Annotated in this window: 17 protein-coding genes; 10 read left to right on the top strand and 7 right to left on the bottom strand. The window is 70.2% G+C overall.

What is annotated here, in order from left to right; all coding sequences use genetic code 11:
* Positions 1–51 precede the first annotated feature (51 nt).
* Entirely contained in the window at positions 52–831 is a 780-nt protein-coding gene (locus ABZ880_RS14630) for a fumarylacetoacetate hydrolase family protein (protein ID WP_361261409.1), read from the bottom strand.
* 207 nt (positions 832–1,038) lie between these two features.
* Between ABZ880_RS14630 and ABZ880_RS14625 the strand changes: the two genes are divergently transcribed.
* From ABZ880_RS14625 to ABZ880_RS14595, 7 genes are all read left to right on the top strand, one after another.
* Positions 1,039–2,073 carry a LacI family DNA-binding transcriptional regulator gene (locus ABZ880_RS14625; protein ID WP_361261406.1) on the top strand — a complete coding sequence of 345 codons (1,035 nt, stop codon included), beginning with the start codon at positions 1,039–1,041 and terminating at the stop codon, positions 2,071–2,073.
* A gap of 410 nt (positions 2,074–2,483) precedes the next feature.
* On the top strand, positions 2,484–3,782 hold the full coding sequence (eno, locus tag ABZ880_RS14620; protein WP_361261403.1) for a phosphopyruvate hydratase: 1,299 nt from the start codon (positions 2,484–2,486) through the stop codon (positions 3,780–3,782).
* Positions 3,783–3,842: 60 nt separating this feature from the next.
* The gene (locus ABZ880_RS14615; protein ID WP_361261400.1) at positions 3,843–4,847 is read left to right on the top strand and encodes a VOC family protein; all 1,005 of its coding nucleotides are present in this window, start codon (positions 3,843–3,845) and stop codon (positions 4,845–4,847) included.
* Between the two features lie 25 nt (positions 4,848–4,872).
* On the top strand, positions 4,873–5,424 hold the full coding sequence (locus ABZ880_RS14610; RefSeq protein ID WP_361261397.1) for a carboxymuconolactone decarboxylase family protein: 552 nt from the start codon (positions 4,873–4,875) through the stop codon (positions 5,422–5,424).
* 39 nt (positions 5,425–5,463) lie between these two features.
* Complete coding sequence (locus ABZ880_RS14605; RefSeq protein WP_361261394.1) at positions 5,464–6,561, top strand: alcohol dehydrogenase catalytic domain-containing protein; 1,098 nt, start codon at positions 5,464–5,466, stop codon at positions 6,559–6,561.
* A 63-nt stretch (positions 6,562–6,624) separates the two neighbouring features.
* Positions 6,625–7,533 (top strand): LysR substrate-binding domain-containing protein, encoded by a 909-nt coding sequence (locus tag ABZ880_RS14600; protein WP_361261391.1) that lies wholly within the window; start codon positions 6,625–6,627, stop codon positions 7,531–7,533.
* Between the two features lie 122 nt (positions 7,534–7,655).
* Positions 7,656–8,522 carry a 3-hydroxybutyryl-CoA dehydrogenase gene (locus ABZ880_RS14595; RefSeq protein ID WP_361261388.1) on the top strand — a complete coding sequence of 289 codons (867 nt, stop codon included), beginning with the start codon at positions 7,656–7,658 and terminating at the stop codon, positions 8,520–8,522.
* A 13-nt stretch (positions 8,523–8,535) separates the two neighbouring features.
* On the opposite strand, the gene ABZ880_RS14590 is transcribed toward ABZ880_RS14595, so the two are convergent.
* The 4 genes from ABZ880_RS14590 to ABZ880_RS14575 form a co-directional block, all read right to left on the bottom strand.
* Entirely contained in the window at positions 8,536–9,012 is a 477-nt protein-coding gene (locus ABZ880_RS14590; protein WP_361261385.1) for a DUF1801 domain-containing protein, read from the bottom strand.
* Positions 9,013–9,132: 120 nt separating this feature from the next.
* Entirely contained in the window at positions 9,133–10,311 is a 1,179-nt protein-coding gene (locus ABZ880_RS14585; protein ID WP_361261382.1) for an acyl-CoA dehydrogenase family protein, read from the bottom strand.
* A gap of 87 nt (positions 10,312–10,398) precedes the next feature.
* Positions 10,399–11,565, bottom strand: coding sequence for a CoA transferase (locus tag ABZ880_RS14580; protein WP_361261379.1), 1,167 nt, complete (start codon positions 11,563–11,565; stop codon positions 10,399–10,401).
* Positions 11,562–11,957 carry an OB-fold domain-containing protein gene (locus ABZ880_RS14575; RefSeq protein WP_361261376.1) on the bottom strand — a complete coding sequence of 132 codons (396 nt, stop codon included), beginning with the start codon at positions 11,955–11,957 and terminating at the stop codon, positions 11,562–11,564. The genes ABZ880_RS14580 and ABZ880_RS14575 overlap by 4 nt, the downstream gene beginning before the upstream one ends.
* Positions 11,958–12,008: 51 nt before the next feature.
* Between ABZ880_RS14575 and ABZ880_RS14570 the strand changes: the two genes are divergently transcribed.
* A complete protein-coding gene (locus ABZ880_RS14570; RefSeq protein ID WP_361261373.1) occupies positions 12,009–12,371 on the top strand; it encodes a substrate-binding domain-containing protein in 363 nt (120 codons plus the stop codon).
* Between the two features lie 24 nt (positions 12,372–12,395).
* Here ABZ880_RS14570 and ABZ880_RS14565 read toward each other — a convergent pair whose 3' ends face one another.
* A complete protein-coding gene (locus ABZ880_RS14565; protein WP_361261370.1) occupies positions 12,396–12,911 on the bottom strand; it encodes a cysteine dioxygenase family protein in 516 nt (171 codons plus the stop codon).
* 39 nt (positions 12,912–12,950) lie between these two features.
* Complete coding sequence (locus ABZ880_RS14560) at positions 12,951–13,841, bottom strand: amidohydrolase (RefSeq protein ID WP_361261367.1); 891 nt, start codon at positions 13,839–13,841, stop codon at positions 12,951–12,953.
* A 147-nt stretch (positions 13,842–13,988) separates the two neighbouring features.
* On the opposite strand from ABZ880_RS14560, the gene ABZ880_RS14555 reads away from it, so the two are divergent.
* Both ABZ880_RS14555 and ABZ880_RS14550 read left to right on the top strand, forming a co-directional pair.
* On the top strand, positions 13,989–14,993 hold the full coding sequence (locus ABZ880_RS14555; RefSeq protein ID WP_361261364.1) for a LacI family DNA-binding transcriptional regulator: 1,005 nt from the start codon (positions 13,989–13,991) through the stop codon (positions 14,991–14,993).
* A gap of 63 nt (positions 14,994–15,056) precedes the next feature.
* Entirely contained in the window at positions 15,057–16,037 is a 981-nt protein-coding gene (locus ABZ880_RS14550; protein WP_361261361.1) for an NADPH:quinone reductase, read from the top strand.
* Positions 16,038–16,042 lie beyond the last annotated feature (5 nt).

Here is a 16,042-nt window from a genome sequence, read left to right as displayed (position 1 = left end):
CCCGTCCACCGCTCGGCGCTGGACGGGCCCCCGGTACGTGGTCGCCCGATGTCAGGCGCCCTCGGCCACAACCGGGTTGCGCAGCACGCCGATGCCCTCGATCTCGACCTCGACCTCGTCCCCCGGGCGGATCGGGCCGACGCCGGAGGGCGTGCCGGTCATGATGATGTCGCCGGGCAGCAGCGTGAGGTGGCGGCTGAGGTAGCCGACCAGGTCGGGCACCGCGAGCAGCAGGTCGGCCGTGCTCGCCGACTGCATGACGGCACCGTTCACACGGGTCGTCAACGACAGGGCGGACGGGTCGAGTTCGGTCGCGATGACCGGTCCGAGGGGAGCGAAGGTGTCCTGCCCCTTCCCGATCAGCAGCGTTCCGAATTTGCTTTCCTTGCGCTGCACGATGCGGTCGCTGACGTCATTCCCACACGTGTATCCGAGGATGTACTCATGAGCCTCGGACGGCTTCACATGACGGGCTTCCTTTCCGATGACGACGACCAACTCGCCCTCGAAATGGATCAGTTCACCGTCCACCGGATAGACGATGGCGTCCCCGGGCCCGACAACCGCCGTGCTCGGCTTCATGAAGCACACCGGAATTTCCGGAACATCGCGGTCGGTCTCGTCGATGTGCGAGGCGTAGTTGTAGGCGAAGCCGAAGATCCGGGGCCGCTCGACGGGCGGTAGAACGATTACGTCGGCGAACTGGTCGACAAGACCTGTGGGCGTCAGCCCGGTGAAAGGATCGCCCTCGAATCTGGCGATCTCGGTGTCACCGGCGCCGAGTTCTCCGTAGTGACACACGTCGCCGACGGCGTACCTGACGATCCGCAAGGGAACCTCCGCAACTAGGCAGCCGCGGGCGGCTGCAGGGCCCTATCAGCAGTGCTAACGTTAGCACGATGAGCGTGATCACCGCCGGACCCCACCCCTTCCGACCACAGAGCGCAACTACAGTGCTATCGTTGGCACACGGACAGTGACGACATCGGGCCGGATCAGTCAGCCCACCGCACCAGTCAGCCCGAGGGGACCCGCTACGTGATCACGACCAGGGACATCGCCGAACGCCTCGGGATCTCCGTCTCGACGGTCGGCCGGGCACTCGCCGACGACCCCCGCATCAGCGACGAGACCAAGTTCCGGGTCCGCCAGACCGCTTCCGAGATGGGGTACGTCGCCAATCGCGCGGCGCGGATGATGCGCGGGGCGTCCAGCAACGTGGTCGCACTGGTGATCCCGGACATCCGCAACAGCTTCTACTCGACCATCGCGCACGAACTGTCCAAGAACATGGAGGCCGAGGGCTTCCAGCTGATGCTCTCGGAGACCGACGACGACCGGATGGTGGAGCTGCGCCATCTGCGGGAGCTGTCCGCGAACCGCGTGGCCGGCGTCATCATCGTGCCCACCGCGCGCCCGCACAGCGAGTCCGTGAAGCTGCTGCGCGCCGTTCCGCACCTCCAACTCCTGCGCAGGCACCCGTCGCTGGGCTCCCAGTGGTTCGGTGTGGACGACCACGAGGCACTGAGGCAGGCGACGGCCCATCTCGTGGAACTGGGCCACACCCGCATCGCGTACCTGGGCGGCCCCGAGGAACTGCCCACCGGCGCCGAGCGCCTGCGCGGCTTCCGCAGCGCCCTGAGCGAAGGCGGTCTGCCGGACGACGCCGGGCGTACGGAGCTGGGGCCGCCGTCGTCCATCGACCACGGGCGTCAGGCGGTGCGCCGGCTGCTGCAGGGCCCGGACGCGCCCACCGCACTCGTGCTGGGCTCGATCCAACTCACCCTGGGCGTCCTGGAGGAGCTGTCCGAGCAGGGCGTGAAGGTGCCCGGAGAGCTGTCCGTGGTCGGGTTCGGGGACGAGCCCGGCTTCTCCTGGTGGGGCCCCGGACTCACCACCGTCGGCCTGCCGATCCAGGAGATGGCCATCGGCTGCGCGCTGTGGCTGATGCGCCGCCTCAAGACCAAGCCGAGCAACGACGGCCCGTACACGTCGGTCTCCCCCGGCTCGCTGGTCCTGCGCGGCAGCACCGCGCCTCCCGGCGGCAGCCGGGTCTCCTCCAAGTCCCGCTGAGCCGTTCGCCCCACGATCCCGACCGGCGGACCCGCGCCTGCCTGTGCTGTCCGTCCTTCCAGGTAGAGAACGGGTCCGCCGGAGTTCTTACGTCCCGGTCGGCATGCTCTGGGGCGCGCTGTGCGAACGATAGCATGCCTTGCAGGCAAGCCGCTGAGGCCGGGCCGAGCCGCAACCTCCTGAGACTCAACCGCCACCAGCCTCTTGACACAGCCGTCATTGCTTCGCACGATTGCGCTATCGATAGCACAACCGGTGAGCCGCAGTGAGAGAGCCGTGTGACCCTTCGCTCGCCGCCCGGCGCCCTCGCACCGATCCGGATGCCGCCCCGCAGGTGCGCCCGCGCCCAAGCGCCGGCGAGGACCCCGCTCCCCGCCCCGATCTTCCGAACTCCGAAAGGTTGCCCCGCAATGACAGACCCCCGGATCGCCAAGCTCTACGGCCGCAGGGTGTGGGACTCGCGCGGCCGGCCGACCGTCGAGGTCGAGGTGCATCTCGCGGACGGAGCCGTCGGCAGAGCCATCGCCCCGGCGGGGGCTTCGACCGGCCGAGGCGAGGCGCTCGATCTGCGCGACGGGGGCGATCGCTTCGGCGGGCTCGATGTCGTTCGTGCCGTCGGGGCGGTGAACCAGGAGATCGCGCCGAGTTTCCCGGACCTCGACGCGAGCGACCAGGAGGCCGTCGACCGGCTGCTGGTGGACCTCGACGGAACCCCCGACCGCAGCCGTCTCGGCGGCAACGCGATCGTGGCCACGTCGATGGCGGTGCTGCATGCGGCCGCCGCGTCGGCGGGCGTACCGCTGTGGCGGCACCTGGCGGGCGGCCGGCCGGTCCGCATCCCGCTGCCGGAGATCCAGATCTTCGGCGGCGGCGCGCACGCGGACCGCCGCGTCGACGTCCAGGACTTCATGGTGGTCTGTCCCGCGGCCGGGAGCTTCTCCGAGGCCCTGGACTGGACGGCGGAGATCTACCGGGCCGCCGGCAGTCTGATGCGCAAGGCGGGCAAGGCTCAGGGCGTGGCCGACGAGGGCGGCTTCTGGCCCGCGTTCGACTCCAACGAGGAGGCGCTGGAGACGCTGACGCTGGCCATCGAGAAGGCGGGCTTCGCACCCTCGGCCCAGGTGGGCATCTCGCTGGACGTCGCGGCCTCGCAGTTCGGGAGCGGCGGGCGGTACAGGCTGGCCCTGGACGAGCGCACGCTGGACACCGAGGCACTGCTCGACATGCTGGGCGGCTGGATCGAGCGGTATCCGATCCTCTCCGTGGAGGACCCGGTGGGCGAGGACGACCACGAGGGCATGGTCGAGTTCACCCGGCGGCACGGCCGGCACTGCCAGGTGATCGGCGACGACTACCTGGTCACGAACGCCAAGCGGGTCGAGGCCGCGGCCACCGCCGGAGCGGTGAACGCCGTGCTCGTCAAGCCGAACCAGGCGGGCACCGTGACGGAGGCCTTCCAGGCCCTGCGCGCCGGGAAGGACGCGGGCTTCGGCACGATCGTCTCGGCCCGGTCCGGGGAGACGGAGGACGTCACCATCGCCCATCTGAGCGTGGGATGGGACGCGGGCCAGTTGAAGGTGGGTTCGTTCACGCGCTCCGAACGAATGGCCAAGTGGAACGAGGTTCTGCGTATCGAGGAGGCTCTCGGAGATTCCGCGGAATTCAGCGGCTGGCCCGCCTTCCCGTTCGCTGATTCCACCCGGCCGTAAAAGGGCCTCGAAGCATTACTGTCAACGAAAACAAGAGCCGATCGGAGCACGGAGACCAGCATGCTGCCACCCGTCAATCTGCGCCCGAGTTTCAACATCACCCGAACCAGCCATGTGCGTCTCACCGTGGCCGATCTCGCCGAGAGCCGGAATTTCTACATGAACGCGCTGGGACTCGTCGTCAGCGACGAGGACGAGCGCACCTGCTACCTCCGCGGTCTCGCCGAGGCCTGCCACCACAGCCTTGTGCTGGAGCTGGACGAGGAGGGCGCGGGTTCCTGCAGGAGGATCGGTTTCCGGGTCTTCTTCGACGAGGACCTCGACATCGCGTACGACTGGTTCCGCGACCGGGGGTTGCCCGCGGAGTGGGTCGAACTCCCGTACCAGGGCCGTACGTTGCACGTCTCCGACCCGGTCGGCACACCGCTCGAACTCTGTGCGCACATGGAGACACGGCCGAGGCTGCACATCGACTTCGAGCATTACAAGGGTGCCCATGTGCAACGGCTGGACCACTTCCAGACCTTCGCGCCGAACACCTACGAACTGTGCGCGTTCTACGGCGAACTGGGATTCCGCAACTCCGAATACCTTGCGCACGGCGACAAGTTGCTGAGCGCGTTCATGTACCGCAAGGGCACCTGTCTGGACCTCGCGATCGTGGAGAACACCGGTCCCGCCCTGCACCACTTCGCCTACACCGTCTCCGAGAGCCGTGACATCTTCACCGCCTGCGACTGGGCGGGGATGCTCGGCTACGGCGAGGGCGTGGAGCGGGGGCCTGGGCGGCACGGTCCTGGCGGGATGCTCTTCACCTACCTGCGCGACCCCGACGGGCACCGGGTGGAGGTCTTCAACAGCCACTACCAGACGATCGACACCGAGGTCGAGCCCGTGCGCTGGGACGCGGGATCGCTGAGCACGAACGTCCGCTGGGGGTTCCCGGCGGTGGAGAAGTGGTACTTCGAGGCGTCGCCGTTCGTGGACGTACCGCAGAAGCCGCCCGCCGAACTTCCGCAGCCGATGACGCTCGAGCGGTTCCTGCTCGAACAGTCCGCGCACTGACCCCTCCGTCCCCCGAGGAGACGCCATGGCACGAGTTCCCTATCTGCGCCGCGAGGACGCGGACGAGTCACGAAAGCCCCTCTACGACCGGCTCGAGGCCGAGCGCAAGGTACCGACGGCGAACATCTTCCTCGCCCTCGCGAACGCGCCCGACCAGCTCGACGCCTTTCTGACCTACGCCAACGCCCTGCGGGCCGGCGGGCTGAGCCCCAAGCTGCGCGAACTGGCGATCCTGACCGTGGGACACGTGACCCGGTCCGCGTACGAGGTCGCCCACCACCAGTCGCACGGGCTCAAGGCCGGCCTCTCCGAGGAACAGCTCGCGGCCGTCGCCGATTTCGAGTCGGCCGACGTCTTCGACGAGACGGAAAAGGCGGTGATGCGGCTTGCGCGGGAATCCACGCTCCAGGTCGACGTATCCGAGGAGACGTGGCGCGCCGCGGCCGACCGTCTGACGGAGATTCAGATGGTGGAACTCGCTCTGTCCATCGCCTGGTACAACTCCGGCGTCCGGATCATGGGGATGCTGGACATCGATCTCGAGAGCGGTTGTCCGAACCCGTTTGCACATTCGTAAGCCGCGTCAGTAATTCCAAGGGGTATTTCAATGGCGAAAATGCTCGCTGCACGACTGCACGCCCTCGGTGAGCCGATGTCGGTGGACACGATCGACGTGCCCACGCCTCGGCCGACCGATGTGCTGGTGCGGGTCAAGGCGTGCGGGATCGTGCCGAACATGGCCAATGTGATCAACAACTGGCCCACCTGGTTCCCGCATCAGCCACTGCCCAGGTTTCCCGCCGTCTTCGGTCTGGACGCCGCCGGTGTGGTCGAGGCGGTCGGCGAGGCGGTGCTGCACACCAGGCCGGGCGACCGGGTCTACGTCAACCCGCTGCGTTCCTGCGGGAGTTGTCAGGTGTGCCGGGGCGGCGAGCGCAGCCGGTGCCGTTACTTCACACTGAACGGCTACTTCAGCACCTCGCGCGACGGGCAGCGGATCTTCGACCTCTACCCCTACGGCGGCTTCGCGCAGTACATGACCGCACCGCAGTACTCGATCGTGAATCTCCCGGACAACATGTCGTTCGAGCAGGCGGGCAAGCTCGGTTACATCGGCACGTCGTACGGCGCTCTGAAGCACGCGGCGGCCGGTCCCGGGCAGGTCGCGCTCATCGACGGCGTCACCGGAACCCTCGGCGTCGCGTCGACCCTGCTCGCGCTCGCCTCCGGTGTCTCCCGGGTCCTCGGGACCGGCCGCAACGAGACGCTCCTCAAGCGGGTCAAGGACCTCGCTCCCGGGCGGGTCGAGGTCTTCCGCCTGGGTGACGGCTCCACCGGCGAGTGGGCGAAGTCCCTCACCGGCGGGGAGGGCGCGGACTTCGTGATCAGCGCGCTGGGCGCGAGGGCCCCGGTGGAGACGATGCTGGACTCGATGCAGGGGGTCCGCAGAGGCGGCAAGGTCGTCAACGTCGGCGGCGTGGCCGACCGGCTGCCCGTGGACATGAAGTGGCTCATGGACGAACAGATCCAGCTGATCGGCTCCAACTGGTTCACCACCGCCCAGGGGCAGGAACTCGCCGACATGGTGGCCACGGGCACTCTGGATCTGTCGTATCTGGAGACCAAACCGTTCCCGCTGGCCAAGGTCAACGAAGCGATCTCCGGCCTCGAGGACCGGGACGGCGGATTCAGCAACTACGTCGTCATCCCCTGACCCGGCTGTGCACACGGGCGCCGTTGCTATCGTCCGCACACACCGAGTAGGACGGAGGAGCCGGTGGAACTGCGCTGGCTGGAATCGTTCGTCACCGTCGCGGAAGAGCTTCACTTCGCGAGGGCGGCGGACCGGCTGCATCTCGCTCCCTCGGCACTGAGCGCGCAGGTCAGGGCGCTGGAGTCGCATCTCGGCGTGCGCCTGATCGACCGCGGACGACGTACCCGGCCCGCCCTCACCAGCGCCGGCAAGCTGTTCCTGGAGGAGGCGCGGCTCACCCTCGCTCAGGCCGCCCGGGCCGAGGCGGTGGGCCGGCGTGCGGGCCGCGGGGAGCTGGGGCACGCCCAGATCGCCTACGTCGCCTCGGCCGCGTTCTCCGGAGTGCTCACCGACGTCCTCACCCGCTGCGCGGCCCGGGGCACCGAACTGACCGTGCAGGTACGCGAGTTGGAAACTCCCGCCCAGCTGGAGGCGCTGGCCTGCGGGGACATCGACGTCGGCTTCCTGCGCTGGCGGCCGGAGTACCCGCCCGAGGTCACGACGACCTGTCTGCTCACCGAGGAGGTCGTCCTGGCGCTGCCGGCCGGCGCACCGCTGGCGGCGCACGAGGCGGTGCCGGCGGCGGAGCTGTGCGACGAGTGGTTCGTGGCCCCGCACTTCGACGAGGAGTACGGCTGCCGCGACCAGATCCTCGAGGTCGCGGAGCAAGGGGGATTCACCCCGCGGTGCGCTGCCCCGGTCCGGGATTTCATCGCCGCCCTGACGCTGGTCGGCGGCGGTCTCGCAGTGGCCCTGGTCCCCGATTCGCTACGGCGGGTGCAGATCCCGGGAGTGGTCTACCGCCCGCTGGCGGACGTGGCCCTCACCACCCGGCTGGTCGGCGCCTACCGCAAGGGGGAGACCTCCCCCGCGGTGCGCGGCGTGATCCGCCGACTGCGGGAGGCGGCCACGGCCACGGCCGCCGTCGGCTGAGCGGCCGTACACGCACAGGTCCGCGGTCGACGACCGATCGGCGCATGTCCGTGCGCCGAAACGCACTGCCGTAGGCAAACGCCATGCCATAGCCGAACGCACTGTCACAGGCGGAGGAACGCATGACATCGATCAACCACGTGGGCGTCGTCGGCGCCGGGCAGATGGGCCGGGGCATCACCGAGGTCTGCGCCCGCGCCGGACTGCACGTCACGCTGTGCGACGTGACCGAGGACCGGGCCCGTGCCGGACTGGCGGGCGTGGCGGACTCCCTGCTCAAGGCCGAACAGCGTGGCGCGATCAGCCCTGAGGAACGCGCACATGCCCTCGCCGGAATCTCGGTCACCGGCGATCTTTCCCAGCTCTCCGGTGCGGACCTGGTCGTCGAGGCCGCCGTGGAGGACGAGCAGGCCAAGACGGAGCTGTTCCGGCAGCTGGACAAGGTGGTCGCCGACCCGGCCGCCGTGCTGGCCAGCAACACCTCCTCGATCCCCATCGCCCGGCTCGCGGCGGCGACCGGGCGGCCGGAAATGGTGGTCGGCCTGCACTTCTTCAACCCCGTACCCGTCATGCCGCTGGTCGAGGTCGTCTCCTCGCTGCACACGTCGAAGGCCACGGAACTGCGGGTGCGGGCCTTCGCCGGCGAGGTCCTGGGCAAGAGGACGATCGTGGCGCAGGACCGCGCGGGCTTCGTCGTCAACTCGCTTCTGGTGCCCTACCTGTTGGCCGCCGTACGCATGGTCGGCACCGGCACGGCGACCGCGGAGGACATCGACACGGGGATGACCGCGGGCTGTGCGCACCCGATGGGTCCGCTGCGTCTGGCCGATCTCATCGGCCTGGACACGGTGGCGGCCATAGGCGAGGCGCTGTACGAGGAGTACCGGGAACCGCTGTACGCCCCTCCCCCGCTGCTGCGCCGCATGGTCGAGTCGGGTCTGCTGGGCCGTAAGTCGGGACAGGGGTTCTTCAGCTACCGGGCGGCCTGATGAGCAGCCGGTCTCAGCCCGCCGCCTTCTTGATGAGTGCGCCGATGCGTTCCTCGTCGGCCGGGGTCAGCTCCGTCACGGCGAAGGACGTCGGCCACATGGCGCCCTCGTCGAGGTTCGCCAGGTCGCTGAAGCCGAGGGTGGCGTACCTCGACTTGAACTTCTGCGCGCTCTGGAAGAAGCAGACGACCTTGCCGTTCCTGGCGTAGGCGGGCATCCCGTACCAGAGCTTCGGGGAGAGGTCCGGCGCGCCGGCTTTGACGATGGCGTGGATCCGCTCGGCGAGGACGCGGTCCGCTTCCGGCATCTCTGCGATCTTCGCGAGCACCTCGCCCTCCGCGTCCGCCTTGCCCGCACGCGAGCCGCGGCGCGCAGCGGCCTTCAGCTCCTGGGCGCGTTCCTTCATCGCGCCCCGCTCCTCGTCCGTGAACCCGTCGTACTTCTCGCCGCTCGCGCTGCTGCTCTTGGCGGACGTCTGGGTGCGCTTCATCGCGGGTTCCTCCCGTACGCGGCTTGCTGCGGACCACTTCATGCTAGGGATCCGCAGCCTCGGCGGCTTCTCCGAAACTGATCGGTTGCCGACCGCGCCCCTCGCCGCGGGGATGCGGGGTCAGCGGAAGGCCGCCTGGCCGGTGAGGGCCTGCCCGACCACCAGGGTGTGCATCTCGCTGGTGCCCTCGTAGGTGAGGACGGACTCCAGGTTGTTGGCGTGGCGCAGCGGCGAGTACTCCAGGGAGATTCCACTGGCGCCGAGGACGGTGCGGCACTCGCGGGCGATGGCGAGCGCTTCGCGGACGTTGTTGAGCTTGCCGACGCTGATCTGCTCGGGCCTGATGCGGTGCTGGTCCTTGAGCCGGCCCAGGTGGACGGCGAGCAGTGCGGCGCTGCCCATGGACACGGTCATGTCGGCGAGCTTCTTCTGGGTGAGCTGGAAGGCGCTGATCGGCTTGTCGAACTGCACCCGGGAGTCGGCGTACTCGATGGCAGCCTGAAGGGAGTCACGGGCCGCGCCGACGGCGCCGAAGAGGATGCCGAAGCGGGCCTCGTTCAGGCAGGACAGCGGTCCGCGCAGGCCCTGCGCATGCGGCAGCCGCGCCGAATCGGGCAGCCGTACGTCGTCGAAGGACAGCTCGGAGGTGATCGAGGCGCGCAGCGACAACTTCTGCTTGATGTCCTGGGTGGTGAAGCCGGGCGTGCCGCGCGGCACGAGGAAGCCGCGGATGCCGTCCTCGGTCTGCGCCCAGACGGTGGCCACATCGGCGATGGAGCCGTTGGTGATCCACATCTTGGAGCCGTTCAGGATCCAGTCGGCGCCGTCGCGCACTGCCCTGGTGCGCATTCCGGAGGGATTGCTGCCGAAGTCGGGCTCGGTCAGGCCGAAGCAGCCGATCGCCTCGCCGGCGGCGAGCCGGGGCAGCCACTCCTGCTTCTGTTCCTCGGAACCCCACTTCCAGATGGAGAACATCGACAGCGAGCCCTGTACGGAGACGAAGCTGCGGAAGCCCGAGTCGGCGGCTTCCAGCTCCAGGCAGGCGAGACCGTAGGACACGGCGTTGGTGCCCGCGCAGCCGTAGCCTTCGAGGTGCATGCCCAGCACGCCCAACTTGCCCAGTTCCGGGGCGAGTTCGCGGGCGAAGTGGGCGTTCTCGAACCATTCGCCGATGTGCGGGCGCACCCGGTCGGCGAGGAACCTGGCGACGGTGGCCTGGATCTCGCGTTCCTCGTCGCTGAGGGTGGAGGCGAGGTCGATCAGGTCGAGAGGGTCCTTCATCGGCTTGGCGCCGCTCATCGTGAGCTCCTGGAGGTTGCGGTGATTCGGTCGTTCGGTGGTCGATGTGTGCGTCGGGAACGGTCGGGTGACGGGCCGCCTCGGCGCTCAGGCCTGGTCGTCGGAGCGGTGGAGAATCTCCGCGGTGTGCCCGCCCAGGCTCGGCGGTGGCAGGCGGTACTGCGCCGGTGTGGCGCTCAGTGCGATGGGGTGCGCGACCTGCCGGGAGGGGCTGCCCTCTGGCCCGTCGGCGGGCATGTCGACGATGCCGGGGAGGCCGAGCTTGTGGGCGAAGGCGAAGGCCTCGTCGAGGGTGTTGACCGGTCCTGCGGGCACGCCCACGGCCAGCAGGACGGCCGACCAGTGGTCGGCCCCGGCGGCGCCCAGCCGTTCGGCGAGGATGTCCCGGAGTTCGGGACGATGGGCGACCCGGTCGGCGTTGGTGCGGAAGCGGTTGTCGAGGGCGAGGCCGGGGTCCCCGACGGCTTCGGCGAGTGCCGCGAACTGCCGGTCGTTGCCCACCGCGATCGCGATCGGGCGGTCGGCGGTCGGGAAGGTCTCGTACGGGGCGATGCTCGGGTGCGCGTTGCCCAGCCGGCCGGGGACCACTCCGGCGACGGCGAACGCCGAGGCCTGGTTGACCATGGCCGACAGCAGGGAGCCGAGCAGGTTGACCTCGACGCGCTGGCCCTCCCCCGTGGCGTCCCGGTGCCGCAGGGCGGCGAGGATGCCGAGCGAGGCGTGCAGGCCGGTGATCACGTCGACCAGGGCCACACCCGCCTTCGTCGGGTCTCCGGCCGCGTCCCCGGTGACGCTCATCAGACCGCCGACGGCCTGCACGAGCAGGTCGTAGCCGGGGATCGCCGCGCCCGCGCCGCTGCCGAAGCCGCTGATCGAGCAGTAGACCAACCCCGGGTGCCGGGCGAGGAGTTCGCGGTGGCCGAGGCCCAGCCGTTCCATCGTGCCGGGGCGGAAGTTCTCCACCAGGACGTCTGACTCGGCGATCAGGGCGCGGGCCTGTTCGAGGCCGGTCTCTGTCGTGAGGTCCAGGACGACGGATCTCTTGTTCCGGTTGACGCTCAGGAAATACGTCGACGTGCCGTCCCGGTCCGCCGGAGGGTGCCAGGCCCGGGTCTCGTCCCCGATGCCCGGCCGCTCCACCTTCACCACGTCGGCGCCGAGATCGGCGAGGAGCATGGTGGCGTACGGCCCCGCGAGAACCCTGGAGAAGTCGGCGACGCGCAGCCCTTCCAGCGCGCCGCGCCCGCCCGTCACCACCAGCGCTCCAACGGCGGTTCCGGGCGGGTGAGTTCGACGACGGGAAGGCCCTGGCCGACGGCGGCGACGGCCCGTACGACACGCACTCTTGCGCCGATGGCGACGGCGGCCGGGGCCGTCCTGCTCACCTCGCAGACGAGGTTGAAGCCCTCGTCCATCGCGACGATCCAGGTGTTGTGCGGGGCGGTGTGGCCGTAACGGCGGACGATCACCCCGACGCCCGCACTGCGCTCGGGTGCGAAGGCCCGGGACCCACAGGCGCGGCAGAACGAGCGGCGGTAGGCCGGGGTGCCGCACCAGAGGCAGCGCTGGAAGGTCAGTTCGCCGTAGTCCGCCGGTGCGGGGCTTTCCGGGAGCGCGGTGTGGTCGCGGGTGTGGGTGTGGAGCATCACGGCCTCCTGCACGCGTTTCGGTGACCGAAAGCGGCTGATCGGAATCCGATGTGGCTCCTTCACCCTGTCCCTGCCGCGGATCGCCGGTCAACGACGAACTCGCGCATCTTTGTGCGCCGAACGCGTTCCGTTCGCGGAGGTCAGAGCGGGTTTGGCGGCGCTACTCCGCGCACGTGTCTCCGCTCCGGGATCCCGGTCCCCGCCGACATCTCCGTGGTCGGCTTCGACGACAGCCATCTGGCCCGCCTGGCCCACATCGACCTCACCACCGTCGGCCAGGACATCGCCCGCCTCGCCGGGCTCGCGGTCGCCCGGGCCGTCGCACGACTGGAGGGCGACGAGACGCCCGCCGGTGAACAGGTCATCGATCCCCGGCTCGTCGTCCGGGGCACGACCGCCCCGCCGCGCTGAGCGAGGGCCCCACGCGGCACACGATCACTGCCGTGCCGCCTCGGGCGGCCGCATCTCCAGGGGCCGCAGCTCGTCGGCGTACGAGATGGAGAGCCGTCGCATCAGGCCGTCCTCGGTGATGTCGTACTGGCCGAGGCGCCACAGCGGCGGCGAGTAGGCGTGGATCGACACCGCGTCGTCGCTCGCGCCGATGAGCCGGTGGATGTGCTCGGGGCCGAAGCAGAAGGACTCGCCGGCGTCGACGGTCACGGAGACATGGCTGCCGCCGATGCGCGGGCTGGACTCGTGGAGCGCGCCCTGGACCACTCCGACGGCGCCCGCGGAGATGTCGTGGTCGTGCCAGCCGGTGTCGTTCTGCCGGGTCCAGCACAGCAGCCAGACATCGACGTATTCGTCGCGGTGCAGGGAGACGTAGTGCCGCTCGTGGTCGGAGAAGGCGACGTGCGCCCGCCAGAGGTCGGGGCGGGCGGCCAAGTCCGCTACGAGCGCCTGGAGTTCGCGCTTGTCGAGGGTGCGCTCGGGCAGGGACTCGTACGTCATGAGTGGCTCCTTTCGGGCTGGGTCCGCCACGGGCACGGCTCAGGTTCGGCCGTGCAGCAGGCGCGCGGGGTTGGCGGTGCGCAGGGCGTGGACGGCGGCGTCCGCGCCGAGGTCGGGGACGACCAGGGGTGCGTAGGGGCGGTCGCTGCCGCTGACGACCACGTCGATGCCGACGGCACGGACGAGCGCGTCGACGGCCCGCGTGCCGTAGGAGGAGGTCTCGTAGAACACGTCGAAGTCGATCTCGCCCCGTCCGCCGCCGCGGACGGCGAGCCGCTCACCGTGCAGCGGGGCGAGGCCCGCGAGGGCGGCGAAGCAGATCCGCAGACGTGGGTGGCGGGCGCGGCCGAAGGCGCGGAAGGCGAACCAGGACGCGTGCAGCTGCTGGAGGTAGGGGACGAGGGCCGGCCACCACGGCGGGGCGTCGGGGGTCGGCGGAGCCGCGCCGGGGTGGACGAACAGGGGCTTGTCGTGGTGCGTGAGGACGTCGAGGAGGGGAGCGCAGTGGGCCCAGCCGTCCGCGTCCAGGAGGGCTGTGGTGGGGAGTTGGAGGCCGACGCAGCCCCGGTGGAGTTCGCGTTCCACGGCTTCGGGGTCCGGTGCCGACAGGCAGGGGGAGGCCCAGACGCCGAAGGGGGCCGGGAGGGCGAGGGCGCCGTCGTGGAACGCGGCCAGCAGCGGGGCGGCCTCGGCGGGCGGCAGGTACTCGATGCCGAGAGGACTGGAGAGGGAGATCAGGGCCAGTTCGAGGCCGTCGGATGCGGCGAGGCGGGTGCGGGCCGCGATGTCGTGGTCGGCCGGGTCTACGTCGTAGGGCGGTTCGCCCGTCAGGTGCAGGGTCCAGCCGTCGAGGAACGGGGGTGTCGTGCGGGAGCGCAGCTGCTCGACGAAGGCGGGCGGCCAGAGGTGCTGGTGGACGTCGGTGGGCACGCGGCGATCCCGGGGAGTGCAGAGGTTAAGCGGTTCACTGATACGGTTAACTTAACCGCTTAACAAGAGGGTGTGTCAAGCATGGCTCCGGACCGCGTACGGGGCGGCGAGCCCACAACGTGCGCACGCCCCGGTAGGCTTCCCGGCATGGCCAGGCCCAACAAGCGCACCACCCTCAGGGAGGTGGCCGAGGCCACGGGCCTCTCCACCGCAGCCGTCTCCTACGCCCTGCGCGGCAAACACGTCTCCAAGGAGACCGAGGAACGGGTGCGCAGGACCGCGGCCGAGCTCGGCTACGAGGCCGATCCCATCGCCCGCGCCCTGGCCAGCGGCCGTACCAGCATGGTCGGCGTCCTCGCGGGCGACCTGCAGGACCTGTGGCAGCAGCAGCTGATGGCCGCCATCGGACGGGAGCTGCTGGCCGGCGACCGCTACGCCCTGATCCTGGACGCGGGCGGCGACCCCGACCGCGAGCTGGTCCTCGCCAAGCAGCTGCGCGACCAACGGGTCGACGCGCTGCTGGTGTCCCCCGTGGACCCCTCCGCCAAGGGCTGGGCCGCGATCGCCGAGGCGCTGCCGGTGGTGGCCGTCGGTGACTCGCTGAGCCGGGCACGCACGGCCGGCCAGGTCATCTTCGACAACCGGGCCGGCATCGACGCCGTACTGGAGTATCTCCACCGTCTGGGCCACCGCCGGGTGACCGTGCTGACCCCGACCCGCCCGAGCACTCCGGACCGCCCCGCCGACGTGTATGTGCGCGAGGCGGCCGACCGGCTCGGCCTGCGGGCCGAACTGGTGCCCTGCCCCCAGGAGTTGGGCGAGGCGACGGCAGTCGCGCGCCGTGTGCTGGACGGTGCGCACCCCACGACCGCCGTGTTCTGCTTCTCCGACTCGCTGGCGTACGGGGTGTACGCGGCCGCGGCGGAGGCCTCGCTGACGGTGGGCAGGGACGTCTCCGTGGTCGGCTTCGACGACCATCCGGTGTCGCGGGTGCTCACCCCGCCGCTGACCACGGTGGACTGGGGGCTGACCGAGATCGCGGCGGAGGCGGCGCGGCTCACCGTCGCGGCGATCGAGGGGAAGCGGGTGCGGAAGAAGCGGGTGCTGTGTGCGCCGCGAATGAGTGAACGCGGGTCCGCGGTGCGGGTCTGAACCGACGTCGTTCGACGTCTGCATCGGTTTGATGTCCACGTTCGATGTCCACGGAGGTCTTCGATGCTTGCGTCCTGGTACGACGAACAGGGTCCGGCCGCCGACGTGCTGCGCGTCGGCGAACTGCCCGATCCCAGCCCCGGTCCCGGCGAGGTCCGTGTTCGTGTGGCCGTGTCCGGCATCAATCCCGGTGACACCAAGAAGCGGCGCGGCTGGCTCGGCTCCTCGATGCCCTTCCCGCGGGTGATCCCGCACAGTGACGCGGCCGGAGTCGTCGACGCGGTCGGCGAGGGCGTGGACGCGCGCCGCGTCGGGCAGCGGGTGTGGGTGTACGGCGCGCAGTCCTACCGGCCGTTCGGCACCGCCGCGCAGTACACCGTCCTACCCGACGAACTGGCCGTGCCGCTGCCGGGCCACCTCGGTGACGCGCTCGGGGCGAGCCTCGGCATCCCCGGGATCACCGCCCACCGTGCGGTGTTCGCAGACGGTCCGGTCGACGGAAAGCTGGTGCTGGTGCACGGTGTGCTCGGCGGGGTCGGGTCGATCGCGGCGCAGCTCGCCCGCTGGGGCGGGGCCACCGTGCTCGCCACCGTCCGGCGCACCGCGGATCTCGAACGCGTCGACCCGGCCGTCGTGTCCCATGCGGTTGCCCTCGACACCGGCGACCCGGCCGCTGCGATTCGCGTGTACGCGCCCGGGGGCGTGCAGCGGGTCGTCGAGGTGTCGCTGTCGGACAACGCCGACCTGGACAACGCGGTCGTCGCTAACGAGGCGGTCGTCGCCGCCTATGCGACGGGCGCCGACCGGACCGAACTGCCCTTCTGGACGCTGTTGTTCAACAACGTCGCGCTGCGTCTGATCGGCAGCGACGACGTTCCGGCCGAGGCGAAGCGGCAGGCGGCGCGCGACCTCACCGCGGCGGCCGCGGTCGGCGCCCTCACCGTCGAGGTCGGTGACCTCTACCAGCTGGCGGACATCGCCAAGGCGCACGAACGGGTCGACGCCGGGGGCCGGGGCCGCGTCCTGGTGACCGTCCCCGGCTGACGCAC

This window comes from Streptomyces sp. NPDC047043 (assembly GCF_040644055.1).
Taxonomy (GTDB): Bacteria; Actinomycetota; Actinomycetes; order Streptomycetales; family Streptomycetaceae; genus Streptomyces.
This window is presented reverse-complemented; position numbering and strand designations above follow the sequence as displayed.

Excerpts from the sequence above, each read along its gene's own strand:
- eno (WP_361261403.1), top strand. The coding sequence starts at position 2,484 with ATGACAGACCCCCGGATCGCCAAGCTCTACGGCCGCAGGGTGTGGGAC.
- ABZ880_RS14615 (WP_361261400.1), top strand. The coding sequence starts at position 3,843 with ATGCTGCCACCCGTCAATCTGCGCCCGAGTTTCAACATCACCCGAACC.
- ABZ880_RS14610 (WP_361261397.1), top strand. The coding sequence starts at position 4,873 with ATGGCACGAGTTCCCTATCTGCGCCGCGAGGACGCGGACGAGTCACGA.
- ABZ880_RS14605 (WP_361261394.1), top strand. The coding sequence starts at position 5,464 with ATGCTCGCTGCACGACTGCACGCCCTCGGTGAGCCGATGTCGGTGGAC.
- ABZ880_RS14595 (WP_361261388.1), top strand. The coding sequence starts at position 7,656 with ATGACATCGATCAACCACGTGGGCGTCGTCGGCGCCGGGCAGATGGGC.
- ABZ880_RS14590 (WP_361261385.1), bottom strand. The coding sequence starts at position 9,012 with ATGAAGCGCACCCAGACGTCCGCCAAGAGCAGCAGCGCGAGCGGCGAG.
- ABZ880_RS14585 (WP_361261382.1), bottom strand. The coding sequence starts at position 10,311 with ATGAGCGGCGCCAAGCCGATGAAGGACCCTCTCGACCTGATCGACCTC.
- ABZ880_RS14575 (WP_361261376.1), bottom strand. The coding sequence starts at position 11,957 with ATGCTCCACACCCACACCCGCGACCACACCGCGCTCCCGGAAAGCCCC.
- ABZ880_RS14570 (WP_361261373.1), top strand. The coding sequence starts at position 12,009 with ATGTGGCTCCTTCACCCTGTCCCTGCCGCGGATCGCCGGTCAACGACG.
- ABZ880_RS14565 (WP_361261370.1), bottom strand. The coding sequence starts at position 12,911 with ATGACGTACGAGTCCCTGCCCGAGCGCACCCTCGACAAGCGCGAACTC.
- ABZ880_RS14555 (WP_361261364.1), top strand. The coding sequence starts at position 13,989 with ATGGCCAGGCCCAACAAGCGCACCACCCTCAGGGAGGTGGCCGAGGCC.
- ABZ880_RS14550 (WP_361261361.1), top strand. The coding sequence starts at position 15,057 with ATGCTTGCGTCCTGGTACGACGAACAGGGTCCGGCCGCCGACGTGCTG.